The 13,402-nt window shown below is 39.5% G+C and carries 8 protein-coding genes, 8 tRNA genes and 1 riboswitch; of the genes, 15 read left to right on the forward strand and 1 reads right to left on the reverse strand.

From position 1 onward, the window contains the following. On the reverse strand, window positions 1–810 hold the full coding sequence (locus KTJ72_RS03130; protein WP_217304133.1) for a lp_1002 family arylesterase: 810 nt from the start codon (window positions 808–810) through the stop codon (window positions 1–3). A gap of 49 nt (window positions 811–859) precedes the next feature. On the opposite strand from KTJ72_RS03130, the gene KTJ72_RS03135 reads away from it, so the two are divergent. The 15 genes from KTJ72_RS03135 to rpoB all read left to right on the forward strand — a co-directional run bounded on the left by KTJ72_RS03135 (window position 860) and on the right by rpoB (window position 13,399). Beyond that, entirely contained in the window at window positions 860–1,363 is a 504-nt protein-coding gene (locus KTJ72_RS03135; protein WP_217304134.1) for a GNAT family N-acetyltransferase, read from the forward strand. A 39-nt stretch (window positions 1,364–1,402) separates the two neighbouring features. Next, window positions 1,403–1,581, forward strand: a riboswitch (Lysine riboswitch). Between the two features lie 105 nt (window positions 1,582–1,686). After that, window positions 1,687–3,144, forward strand: a complete 1,458-nt coding sequence (locus KTJ72_RS03140) for an amino acid permease (protein ID WP_057198208.1) — start codon at window positions 1,687–1,689, stop codon at window positions 3,142–3,144. 117 nt (window positions 3,145–3,261) lie between these two features. Next, window positions 3,262–3,903 (forward strand): deoxynucleoside kinase, encoded by a 642-nt coding sequence (locus tag KTJ72_RS03145; protein ID WP_034531485.1) that lies wholly within the window; start codon window positions 3,262–3,264, stop codon window positions 3,901–3,903. A 277-nt stretch (window positions 3,904–4,180) separates the two neighbouring features. Then, window positions 4,181–5,464 (forward strand): serine--tRNA ligase, encoded by a 1,284-nt coding sequence (gene serS / locus KTJ72_RS03150; RefSeq protein WP_094750951.1) that lies wholly within the window; start codon window positions 4,181–4,183, stop codon window positions 5,462–5,464. A 232-nt stretch (window positions 5,465–5,696) separates the two neighbouring features. After that, a tRNA-Val gene (locus KTJ72_RS03155) sits at window positions 5,697–5,769 on the forward strand. A gap of 3 nt (window positions 5,770–5,772) precedes the next feature. Next, window positions 5,773–5,845 (forward strand) — tRNA-Lys (locus KTJ72_RS03160). 35 nt (window positions 5,846–5,880) lie between these two features. Then, a tRNA-Leu gene (locus tag KTJ72_RS03165) sits at window positions 5,881–5,964 on the forward strand. 21 nt (window positions 5,965–5,985) lie between these two features. Beyond that, window positions 5,986–6,059, forward strand: a tRNA-Thr gene (locus KTJ72_RS03170). A gap of 4 nt (window positions 6,060–6,063) precedes the next feature. Beyond that, window positions 6,064–6,135 (forward strand) — tRNA-Gly (locus tag KTJ72_RS03175). A gap of 13 nt (window positions 6,136–6,148) precedes the next feature. Further along, a tRNA-Leu gene (locus KTJ72_RS03180) sits at window positions 6,149–6,234 on the forward strand. Between the two features lie 23 nt (window positions 6,235–6,257). Continuing rightward, a tRNA-Arg gene (locus KTJ72_RS03185) sits at window positions 6,258–6,331 on the forward strand. Window positions 6,332–6,343: 12 nt separating this feature from the next. Beyond that, window positions 6,344–6,417, forward strand: a tRNA-Pro gene (locus KTJ72_RS03190). 125 nt (window positions 6,418–6,542) lie between these two features. Then, window positions 6,543–7,010: a CtsR family transcriptional regulator gene (locus tag KTJ72_RS03195; protein WP_217304135.1), complete on the forward strand. Its 468-nt coding sequence runs from the start codon at window positions 6,543–6,545 to the stop codon at window positions 7,008–7,010. A 15-nt stretch (window positions 7,011–7,025) separates the two neighbouring features. Then, on the forward strand, window positions 7,026–9,524 hold the full coding sequence (locus tag KTJ72_RS03200) for an ATP-dependent Clp protease ATP-binding subunit (protein ID WP_041152922.1): 2,499 nt from the start codon (window positions 7,026–7,028) through the stop codon (window positions 9,522–9,524). A gap of 266 nt (window positions 9,525–9,790) precedes the next feature. Continuing rightward, on the forward strand, window positions 9,791–13,399 hold the full coding sequence (gene rpoB, locus KTJ72_RS03205; protein WP_034534412.1) for a DNA-directed RNA polymerase subunit beta: 3,609 nt from the start codon (window positions 9,791–9,793) through the stop codon (window positions 13,397–13,399). Window positions 13,400–13,402: the final 3 nt, after the last annotated feature.

Genomic DNA, 13,402 nt, shown 5'->3' on the forward strand with positions numbered 1-13,402 from the left:
TTATTTTGCCCAGATTTCATCTAACCAGGTAATGGCAAGGTCAAACCATTCGGCGACACGGGCGTTATTGGAATCTTCATTCCAGGATGTAATATTATTGGCAAGTCCCATTCCGTGAGGACCGTGGTGGAAGATGTGTAATTCATTATCCACATTGTATTCGTTTAACTTAATGGAATACTTAAGCGCGTTTTCCACAGGAACGAATGGATCGTCGGCGGTGTGCCAGATAAATGTTGGCATGTTTTTAGCTGAAACGTGTTCGTCAGCCTGTACTTGTTGTTCATCTGATACCCAGTTTAAGATGCTTTCCTTATCCTTAGGGAAACCACAGGTTAAGTTAGTCACAGGGTAGCTTAGGATAACCGCATTTGGTTTCAAAATCTCTGCGTTATCCACACCGGCTAGTTTTTGCATCCAATCGGTGTGATAAAAGTCATTGTAGAGACTACAGATATGACCACCAATGGAGAATCCGGCAATCACGATTCTACTTTCATCGATATTGAATTCGTTGGCGTGTTCTCGAATGTATTTGATGCTGTTGGCCAATTCCTCTAGTGGATTGGGCATTAGTGGCATTGCTTCTTGTTCGAATGTGTATCTTAGATAGAAACTTTGGTAACCGTTGGCACTGAAATTGAGTGCAAAGCTTTCTGCTTGGTGGAGTGAAATGTGAGTATAAGATCCACCGGGAACGACGATTACGGCAGGATATTTGTATTGATTAGTTTGCACATCTGCTGATTTAAGATATCCTTGAAGAAAAGCGTTTGAGTTTTGACGAATCGATTCTCTGATGATTCTCATGTAAGCACCTCTCAAATATGTTTTACATATATTTTAACGCAAGGAGATAATGATTGTGGATAAAAAGAATAATTCACCTGAAAAAGAAGTGGCAGTCACTGAGTTACGCACAGATGATTTTGCCGACTATTATGAAATGATGCGCGATGAACAACTAGCCAAAAAGACCGGCTTTGAGCCAGTTAACGATGAAAGAAAGGCGCATATGCTGTTCGAATCCGAAAATGATACCAATAAAACGTATGCAATTCGACTTATCAACGGTGGAAAACTAATCGGGATTATTAATATTTTTCCTGAAATTGGGGATAACTTCGAACCAGATTACGAAAATATCGAATTAGGTTACTTTATTAACACAAGTTATCAACAGCGTGGATACATGACCTATGCATTGGGTGAAGTTTTAAGTTGTCTAAAAGCACCCGTAAAGGTGGTCGAAGCAACGGTTGAAGCCCGTAATTTACCTTCGCAAAAAGTTTTACACAGTTTAGGTTTTACACAGGTGGATGAATACGAAGACAACCTCGTTTTTGAAATGAAAGTAAAATAGTATTGTAATCGTAAAGACATTAATATATAATGTTGTAGAAATCTAAGAAGAGGCGCAGCTGACAAAAGTAGCCATCATGAGTCGATAGGGCGACAACGATTGATGGTGAAAGGGGATGTCTGCCGAAACGACCGATTCCTTATGAATCGAGTTTGTTGGGTTCTAGCTTAATAGGCTAGAGACTGTCGTGGTTGATTCCACGGAGTGCTTTGTGATCAATAATTAAAAGAAATTATTATGGTCTCTTCTTGTGTTTACAGGAAGAGACTTTTTTAGTTATTATCGGCACCTCTTAGAAATACTTATAGAGGGTGAAATACATCATGAGTGAAAACTCAAATAATCATGTAAAGAGAGGTTTAAAGACTAGACACGTTTCTATGATTGCCTTAGGTGGTTCAATCGGTACCGGTCTATTCGTTGCCTCTGGTTCAGTTATTAGCCAAGCGGGACCTGGTGGAGCATTAGTTGCTTACTTATTAATGGGACTAATGGTTTACTTTTTAATGACTAGTTTAGGTGAAATGGCAACCAACACACCTATTTCAGGTTCATTCGCGGCTTACGCAGGTAAGTACGTTGACCCAGCGCTTGGATTTGCCATGGGTTGGAACTACTGGTTCAACTGGGCCATTACCGTTGCCGTTGATATCTCAACTGCAGCTTTAGTAATGAAGTTCTGGTTACCACACATGCCAGGTTGGATTTTCAGTGCGATTACATTAGCACTAATCCTTTGTGTGAACGCATTATCAGTTAAGTCATTCGGTGAAACAGAATTCTGGATGTCATTGATTAAGGTTATTACAATCTTTATCTTCTTAGCTGTTGGTGTTTTAACCATTTTTGGTATCATGGGTGGCCACTACATTGGTTTATCTAACTTCACTTACAAGCAAGCGCCATTCGTTGGTGGTATTCCAATGATTTTAGCGGTATTCGTAGTCGCTGGTTTCTCATTCCAAGGAACTGAATTAGTTGGTATTACTGCTGGTGAATCAGATAACCCAAGAGAAGCCGTTCCACGTGCGATCAAGGATGTTTTCTGGAGAATTATCTTATTCTACATCCTAGCAATCTTCGTAATTGGTGCAATCATTCCTTACACTAGTCCTGATCTATTAGGTTCAAGTGCTACCGATGTTGCAATTAGTCCATTTACAATCGTATTCAAGCGTGCTGGTTTAGCAGCCGCTGCTTCTATTATGAACGCTGTTATCTTAACTTCAGTCATTTCATCAGCTAACTCAGGAATGTATGCTTCAACTAGAATGCTTTACTCAATGGCTCACCAAGGATTCGCTCCTAAGGCTATGGGTAAGACTAACCGTCGTGGTATTCCAGTTGGTGCCTTAACAGTTACTACTGTGATTGCATTACTTACTTTCATTACAAGTATCGAAGGTCCACAAATTTATTTATGGTTAGTTGCCGCTTCTGGTCTTACTGGTTTTATTGCTTGGGTCGGAATTGCACTATCACATTACCGTTTCAGAAGAGCCTTCATCAAGCAAGGTCATTCACTAGATGAATTGAAGTACCATGCTACTTGGTTCCCAATTGGGCCAATCATTACTTTAATTCTATGTATCCTAGTTATTTGTGGTCAAAACGTAAACTCATTTGCTAACTGGGATTGGGAACAAATCGGAATTACTTACATCTCAGTACCACTTGTATTAATCCTATACATTGGTTACAAGATTAAGCACAAGACACATCTAATTCCTCTAGATAAGGTTGATGTATCTCCTTCTGATTTAAGAGATGAAGAAAAATAATATAATGAAGATGCCGTTTTAACGGCATCTTTTTTGTTTGCCATCAATTTCTTCATATTCAAAACGACTTGAATGTATTAAAATAGTATATTAGAAAACGAAATTAAGGAGATTATTATGATAGTACTTGCTGGAACCATTGGAGCCGGAAAAACCTCTTTAACTAAGATCCTATCTGCTCATCTTGATTCAACTGGGTATTACGAATCAGTGGACGATAACGAAATTCTTCCATTGTTTTACAAGGATCCTAAGAAGTATGCATTCTTATTACAAATTTACTTCTTAAATACACGTCTAAACAATATTGAAAAGGCCCACAACGAAAAGTTAAGTGTTATGGACCGTTCTATCTACGAAGATTCATTACTATTTAGATTGAATGCTGATATGAAACGTGCCACTTCAACTGAAGCTGATATCTACGATTCATTGTTGGAAAATATGATGGAAGAAATTCCTGGTTCATTGAACCAAAAGAATCCTGATTTATTAATCCACATCAACATTTCATTCGATACCATGTTAAAACGAATCAAAAAACGTGGTAGAAGTTACGAACAAGTGGATAAAGATCCAGAACTATACAACTATTACCAAGACTTAAATAGTCGTTACAACGACTGGTATGACAACTACGATTTATCTCCTAAGATGCAAATCGACGGTGATAAGTTTGACTTTATCGAAAACGAAGAAGATTTAGCAGCAGTTCTAAAACAAATTGATGAAAAAATTGCTGAATTGAACTTAAAATAGTTGCCAATCACATTTTTTTATAATATTATTGAGTCAACAAATAAACGCAAGGTATGTTTTTAAGTAGACAACAAAGAGATGCAATGGTTGGTGTGAATTGCAAGTCGAAATTCCGGCATACGCAAAAGCGGGTAGGTAATGCTACACGGCAGGTGACCGTTATCTCCAAACGAGTGTTTAGCATGTGCTAAGAACTTGGGTGGTACCGCGAAAAGAAGACCTTCGTCCCAATGGATGGAGGTCTTCTTTTTTATTTGCAAAATTGGAGGTATTTACTATGTTAGATATGAAAATGATTCGTCAAAACGCTGACTGGGTAAAGGAAAAGTTAGCTACTAGAAATATCAAAGCTGAAACAATCGATGAACTATTAGGTTACGATGAAAAGCGTCGTGAACTAATCGTAAAAAGTGAAGGATTAAAAGCTAAGAAGAACGAAGTATCAAAGAAAATTGCGGAAGCAAAACGTAACAAGGAAGACGCTGCTGACGCCATCGCTGAAATGCAACAAGTAGGTAAGGAAGTTAAGGAATTAGATGAACAACTTGAAAAAGTTGAACAAGATCAACAAGACTTAGCGGCGCACTTACCAAACATTCCAGCAGATGACGTTCCAGTTAGTTTGACTGAAGAAGGTGCCGTTGAACTAAGAAAATACGGTGAACCTCGTAAGTTTGACTTCGAACCAAAACATCACTGGGACTTAGGTGAAAAGTTAGGCATCTTAGACTTCGAAGCAAGTGCTAAGGTTTCCGGTAGTCGTTTTGTTTACTACATGGGTGCAGGTGCACAGCTAGAACGTGCCATTTACAACTTCTACTTAGACCAAAATGCTAAGGCTGGTTATAAAGAAGTATTACCACCATACATGGTAAACTCAGCATCAATGTATGGTACTGGTCAATTCCCTAAGTTTAAGGAAACAAAGGCCGGTTTCGAAATTGCTGACAGTGATTTAACAATGATTCCTACTGCCGAAGTTCCATTGGTAAACTACTACAGAGATGAAGTAATGGATGCAGACAAACTACCAGTTAAGTTCACTGCACTATCACCAGCATTTAGATCAGAAGCTGGTAGTGCCGGAAGAGACACAAGAGGTCTAATTCGTCTACACCAATTCAATAAGGTAGAAATGGTTCAATTCACTAAACCTGAACAATCATGGGATGCACTAGAAAGCATTACTGCACATGCAGAAGACCTATTGAAGATGCTAGGTATTCCTTACCATGTAATCACATTAACTACTAGTGACATGAGTTTCACTGCTGCAATGACTCATGACATCGAAGTATGGATGCCAGCTCAAGGTCGTTACCGTGAAATCTCAAGTTGTTCAAACACCACTGATTTTCAAGCACGTCGTGCACACATCCAATACAGGGATGAAAATGGTAAACTACAATATGTTCACACTCTAAACGGTTCTGGCTTAGCTGTTGGTAGAACTGTAGCTGCTATCTTAGAAAACTTCCAAAATGAAGATGGATCAATCAACATTCCAGAAGTACTACAACCATACATGGGTGGTAAGACTAAGATCGAAAAAGAAGACTAATTGAATAGTTATAACTAAAGCGATAATCGAAAGATTGTCGCTTTTTTATTTTTTTGAAAAAAAGGGTAGACAGATAGCAGAAATTTAGATATAATATTTTTTGTTGAGTTAAAGAGAACGGCTCAGAAGCAAGTCATATCAACAATTAAGTAAAATTTCTTGTTGACATCACTTGAAAGAAATGATATTATTAAATAGTTGTCTTGTTAAGAGATAACTTGGAAGACCTCATGGAGGATTAGCTCAGTTGGGAGAGCATCTGCCTTACAAGCAGGAGGTCACAGGTTCGAGCCCTGTATCCTCCATATGAGCCGTTAGCTCAGCCGGTAGAGCATCTGACTTTTAATCAGAGGGTCGGCAGTTCGAACCTGCCACGGCTCATTGGCTCTATGCCATATACATTTTAATATAATCATGCGGGCGTGGCGGAACTGGCAGACGCGCTAGATTTAGGTTCTAGTTTCCTTATGGAAGTGGGGGTTCGAATCCCTTCGCCCGCATTTGCAATTTGCATAATTGCTGCCGACTTAGCTCAGTTGGCTAGAGCGCTTCACTAGTAATGAAGAGGTCGGGTGTTCGAATCATCTAGTCGGCATTATGCGGAAGTAGTTCAGTGGTAGAACATCACCTTGCCATGGTGGGGGTCGCGGGTTCGAATCCCGTCTTCCGCTTTTGCATAGTTCTGCCGGGGTGGCGGAATTGGCAGACGCACAGGACTTAAAATCCTGCGGTTAGTGATAACCGTACCGGTTCGATCCCGGTCCTCGGCATTTCAATAATTTAATACTATTATGCACCCATAGCGCAACTGGATAGAGTGTCTGACTACGAATCAGAAGGTTGTAGGTTCGACTCCTACTGGGTGCATTTTTTTATTTTCGGGAAGTAGCTCAGCTTGGTAGAGCACCTGGTTTGGGACCAGGGGGTCGCAGGTTCGAATCCTGTCTTCCCGATAATATAACCAAAAGAGAAAACATTAATTTGTTTTCTCTTTTTTGTTTTTCGTTAAAAATCTTTGCATTTTCAATATAAGTCCGTATAATTATAGTCAGAATTAGTCAAAGAAAGAGGTGGTATTATGCAGGGTAAGAATATTTCGGATATTATTGAGAAGTATTTAAAGGAAATGATTGCTGAAGACGAGAGAGTCGAAATAAGTAGATCTGATATTGCCAGCCATTTCGATGTGGTTCCATCACAAATTAACTATGTTATTAAGACTAGGTTTACCATTCAAAATGGATACGTAGTCGAAAGTAAACGTGGTGGCGGTGGATATATCCGCATTGAAAAGGTGAAGCTGCTTGATAATATAGATATTTTAGATACGCTGATTAATGCCATTGGCGACGATTTAACACAACGTGAGGGTAAAGCAATTATCAACACTTTGGTGTTAAATGATCTAATTACTGACAATGAAGCCGATTTAGTGTTAGCATCTATTAACAAGCAGACACTAACCGTTGGCAACAAACTACTTGAAAATGAGATTAGAGCGAATATAATGGTCGCAATACTTGATCATTTAAGATACAAAAGCTAGAAAGTGAGGCACGATATGGATAACATTTTTACTCCAAGCGCAAAGAACGTATTGATTTTGGCACAAGAACAAGCCAAAGTGTTTGGCCACCAAGGGATTGGGACAGAACACTTATTACTAGCTTTATCTATGGAAGATAACGGCATCGCAAAGTCAGCCTTAAAGCAATGCGATGTACACGAAGATGATATTAAAGGCGAAATGGAAATCTTGGTTGGGTACGGTAACCTAACCGATTCAGACAAGGACACATACCTACCATACTCACCTAAGGCTGAAGCAATCTTGACCTTATCTGGCCAAATTGCGAAGAAATACGGTGCAATTAAGATAGGAACAGAACACTTATTACTTGCCATCTTAGATACTCCAGACACTTTAGCTGCTAGAATTCTAGTGGCACTAAACGTGGTCGAAGTAAACGACGTAAAGAAGGTGCTATTACGCAAGATGGGATTCCCAGGCGATTCAAGTTCAAACTCAAAGAACATTCCACTACCAGGAACTAGAGCAGCTCGCAACAATGGAACTACTCCTACATTAGACTCACTTGCTACTGACCTTACTAAGTCAGCCAAAGATGGTCTAATTGATCCTACTATTGGTAGAGACGATGTTATCAAACGTGTAATTCAAATCCTTAGTCGTCGTACTAAGAACAACCCAGTGCTAATCGGGGAAGCAGGGGTAGGTAAGACTGCTGTTGTTGAAGGCTTGGCACTAAAGGTTGCTCACAGACAAGTTCCAGAAGACATGCAAAATAAGCGTATCATGATGCTTGAAATGGGAACTCTAGTCGCTGGTACTAAATACCGTGGTGAGTTTGAAAAACGTTTAATGAAGATTATCAGTGAAATCAAGTCAGTTGGTAATGTAATCCTATTCATTGATGAACTACACACTCTAATGGGTGCCGGTGGTGCTGAAGGAGCTATCGATGCTTCTAACATCCTAAAGCCTGCGCTTGCAAGAGGAGATCTTCAAACCATCGGTGCTACTACTTTGGATGAATACCAAAAGTACATCGAAAAAGATGGTGCATTAGCTAGAAGATTCGCAACTGTTTCAGTTGATGAACCTACTAGAGATGAAGCTGTCGAAATCCTAAAGGGAATTCGTCCTAAGTACGAAAGCCACCACCAAGTAAAGATTACCGATGATGCGATTGAAAAGGCCGTTGATTTATCAAGCAGATACATCAGCAACCGTTTCCTACCTGATAAGGCAATCGACTTGATGGATGAAGCAGCCGCAATGGTTAGAATCAACAACCTAGACGAAAACAATCCATTAGAAGAACTAGAAAACAAGATTAACGAATACAGTACTCAAATGGAAAGTGCTATCGAAGAACAACGATTCGAAGATGCCGTTTCACTTCGTCAAAAGGAACAAGAACTACAAGAAGAACTAAAGACTAAGCGTCAAGAAACCGCTGATATCAAAAAGCAACGTCAAGAAGACCACAACTTCGATATCGAAGAAACCGGTGAAGATGTCGCTAAGGTTGTCTCAGAATGGACTGGGGTTCCAGTAACTAAGATGACTAAGGCTGACAGCAAGCGTTTGGTTAACCTAGAATCAATCCTACACAAGAAGATTATTGGTCAAAACGAAGCCGTTTCTGCCGTATCACGTGCAATTAGACGTGCTAGAAGTGGAATCAAGGATCCAAATAGACCAATCGGTTCATTCATCTTCTTAGGTCCTACCGGTGTTGGTAAGACTGAATTAGCTAAGGACTTAGCTGAAGAAATGTTTGGTTCAAAGGATGACATTATCAGAATTGATATGTCAGAATACATGCAAAAGGAATCAGCTTCTCGAATGGTTGGTTCAGCTCCAGGATACGTTGGATACGATGAAGGTGGCCAATTGACCGAAAAGGTAAGACAACATCCATACTCAGTTGTCCTATTCGATGAAGTAGAAAAGGCTCATCCAGATGTCTTCAACTTGCTACTACAAGTATTAGATGATGGATACCTAACAGATTCTAAAGGTAGACATGTCGACTTTAGAAATACTGTCCTAATCATGACTTCTAACCTAGGTGCTAGAACACTACGTGATAAGAAGACCGTTGGTTTTGGTGCTGAACTAGATCATGACGATGAAAACTACAAGCTAATGAGAAAGACAGTCGAAGAACAAATGAAGAGATTCTTCAGACCAGAATTCTTAAACCGTATCGATGAAACAATCATCTTCCACGAACTAAACGAAAAACAAGTTCAAGAAATTGTTAAGCTAATGGCTAACGATTTATTGAAACGAGTTCACGACTTAGGCATCAACGTGAAGATGACTCCAGCAGCAATCGAATTAATTGCTAAGAATGGGTTCAATCCTGAATACGGTGCGCGTCCAATCCGTCGTGCATTGCAAAACGATGTTGAAGATAAAGTTTCTGAAGAAATTCTTTCTGGTGAAATTAAACCAGGGGATGACGTTTCAATCGGAGCATCTAAAGGCAAGATTACAATCACTAAAAAAGAAGCCGTTAAGGCATAATAAAAAAGAGGGAATTATCCCTCTTTTTTATTGTCTAAATCTTGACTTTATATACCTTCGAGAGTATCATACTAAATATATAACTACGAAGTGAAATGTGTGTCGGCGATCTATTGTCCGTCAGACACGCCTATATTAACCAAAAATAAGCTTCAATTTGAATTGCTTATTTTGGTTTTTTTTTGCTCATTTTTAGATAAAAAGGGTAAAAAAATGCATTTGTAACACAATTGTAATATTTCACTTACGTAGAAATTTTTGGAGGGGTGAAGAACTTGGCAGGACATTTAGTTAAATATGGTAAACACCGTATTCGTAGAAGTTACTCTCAAATCAAGGAAGTTCTTGATTTACCTAATTTAATTGAAATTCAAACCGATTCATACAAGTGGTTCTTAGATGAAGGTTTGCGTGAAATGTTTAACAGCATTATGCCAATTGATGATTTCCAAGGAAAACTATCCTTAGAATTTGTTGATTACCAATTATTAGAACCTAAGTACACTGTTAATGAAGCAAGAGATCATGAGGCTAACTACTCAGCTCCACTTCATATCACATTGAAATTGACCAATCATGAAACTGGTGAAATTAAGACCCAAGATGTATTCTTTGGCGATTTCCCATTGATGACTGATCAAGGTACTTTCATTATTAACGGGGCAGAACGTGTAATTGTTTCACAATTAGTTCGTTCTCCTGGTGTATTCTTCCACAAAGAAGAAGACAAGAATGGACGTATCAGCTATGGTACTACTGTAATTCCTAACCGTGGTGCCTGGATGGAATTCGAAACTGACGCAAAGAACTTATCATACGTTCGTATTGATAGAACTAGAAAGCTACCAATTACTGAACTAGTTCGTGCATTAGGTTTCGGTTCAGATGACGAAATTACTCAAATTTTGGGTAGCAATGATAGTCTTTCATTGACTCTTGAAAAAGATGTCCACAAAGACACAGAAGATTCACGTGTTGAAGAAGCATTAAAGGACATTTACGAACGTCTACGTCCGGGTGAACCTAAGACTGCTGATTCATCTCGTAGCCTATTGACTACTCGTTTCTTCGATCCAAAACGTTACGACATGGCTCCTGTTGGTAGATACAAGACTAACAACAAGTTAAGCCTAAAGACTCGTTTACTAGGATTAACCCTTGCTGAAACTTTAGCTGATCCAGATACTGGTGAAATTATTGCTAAGAAGGGTACTGTAATTGATAAGAATGTCATGAAGGAATTAGCTCCATACTTGGACCGCGAAGACTTCAAGGCATACACTTTCAACCCTTCAGAACAATCAGTTGTTCCAGAACCAATGACTGTACAAATCATCAAAGTACAATCAGAAAAAGACCCAGATCATGTTGTTAACATGATTGGAAACGACAACATCTCATTGGATTACCATCACATCACTCCAGCAGATATCATTTCTGCTATCAACTACTTCTTCAACTTGCAAGAAGGAATTGGTGAACCTGATGATATTGACCATTTAGGTAACCGTCGTATCCGTTCTGTTGGTGAATTACTACAAAACCAATTCAGAATTGGTCTAGCAAGAATGGAACGTGTAGTAAGAGAACGTATGTCAATTCAAGACACTACTACTGTTACTCCACAACAATTAATCAACATTCGTCCTGTAGTAGCTTCAATTAAGGAATTCTTTGGTTCATCACAATTGTCACAATTCATGGACCAAACTAACCCATTGGGTGAATTAACTCATAAACGTCGTCTATCTGCATTGGGACCTGGTGGTTTGACTAGAGACCGTGCCGGATACGAAGTTCGTGACGTTCACTACACTCACTATGGTCGTATTTGTCCTATTGAAACTCCTGAAGGTCCTAACATTGGTTTGATTAACTCACTTTCAAGTTATTCTAAGGTTAACAAGTACGGTTTCGTGGAAACACCTTACCGTCGTGTATCATGGGATACTCACAAAGTAACTGATAAGATTGATTACTTATCAGCTGACGAAGAAGATAACTTCGTAGTTGCTCAAGCTAACTCTCCATTAAATGAAGACGGATCATTCAAGAACGATGTTGTTATGGCAAGATACAAGTCAAACAATATTGAAACTAAGATTGAAAACGTTGACTACATGGATGTTTCTCCTAAGCAAGTAGTTTCAGTTGCCACTGCATGTATTCCTTTCTTGGAAAACGATGACTCCAACCGTGCCTTGATGGGTGCCAACATGCAACGTCAAGCTGTTCCTTTGGTTAACCCACATGCACCACTAGTTGGTACTGGTATTGAATACAAGGCAGCTCATGACTCTGGTGTTGCTTTAATCTGTAAACACCCAGGTACTGTTGAATACGTTGACGCTGACGAAGTACGTGTTAGAAGAGAAGACGGTTCATTAGATACTTACAAGCTAATGAAGTTCCAACGTTCAAACGGTGGTAAGAACTACAACCAACGTCCAATCGTTCGTGTAAACGACAAGGTTGACGCTGATGAAATTCTAGCCGACGGTCCTTCAATGGAAAACGGAGAACTTGCTTTAGGTCAAAACCCAGTTGTTGCGTTCATGACTTGGCAAGGTTACAACTTCGAAGATGCCATTGGTATTTCAGAAAGATTAGTTCGAGAAGATGTATACACTTCAATTCATATTGAAGAATACGAATCAGAAACTAGAGATACCAAACTTGGACCTGAAGAAATGACTAGAGAAATTCCTAACGTTGGGGAAGACGCTTTAAGAAACCTTGACGAAGAAGGAACTATCAGAATTGGTGCTGAAGTACATGATGGTGACATCTTAGTTGGTAAGGTTACTCCTAAGGGTGTAACAGAATTATCAGCTGAAGAACGTTTACTACATGCTATCTTCGGTGAAAAGTCTAGAGAAGTCCGTGATACTTCACTACGTGTACCTCACGGTGGTGGCGGTATCGTTCAAGACGTTAAGGTCTTCACTAGAGAAAATGGTGATGAATTAGCACCAGGTGTAAACAAGATGGTTCGAGTTTACATTGCTCAAAAACGTAAGATCCAAGTAGGGGACAAGATGTCTGGTCGTCACGGTAACAAGGGTACTGTTTCCATTGTTATTCCTGAAGAAGATATGCCTTACTTACCAGATGGTACTCCAATTGATATCCTATTGAGTCCCATGGGTGTGCCTTCACGTATGAACATTGGACAAGTTCTTGAATTACACTTAGGTATGGCTGCTAAAAAACTAGGTATCCACGTAAGTACTCCGGTATTCGACGGTGCTCGTGATTCAGATATCTGGGACGCTGTTAAGGAAGCTGGTATGGCTTCAGACGGTAAGTCAGTTGTTTACGATGGTAGAACCGGTGAACCATTCGATAAACGTGTTGCAGTTGGTGTAATGCACTACTTGAAACTTGCTCACATGGTTGACGATAAGATCCATGCTCGTTCAATTGGACCTTACTCACTAGTTACTCAACAACCACTTGGTGGTAAAGCACAATTTGGTGGACAACGTTTTGGTGAAATGGAAGTTTGGGCCCTAGAAGCTTATGGTGCCGCATACACACTACAAGAAATCTTGACTTACAAGTCAGATGACGTTGTTGGTCGTGTTAAGACATACGAAGCTATTGTTAAGGGTGAACCAATTCCTAAGCCAGGTGTTCCTGAATCATTCCGTGTTCTTGTAAAAGAACTTCAAGCTCTAGGATTAGACATGAAGGTTCTTAACGAAGACAACCAAGAAATCGAACTTCGTGACTTAGACAGCGAAGAAGACGACGGTGTTGTTAACGTTGATGCTTTAAGCAAACTAGCTGAAAAGCAAAAGAAAGAACAAGAAGAAAAAGATGAAGAAAAGTCTGAACAAGACGATAAAGCAAACACCAACTTTAAGGAATAAAGA

It is taken from the genome of Apilactobacillus waqarii (genome assembly GCF_019061205.1).
Classification (GTDB): Bacteria; Bacillota; Bacilli; order Lactobacillales; family Lactobacillaceae; genus Apilactobacillus; species Apilactobacillus waqarii.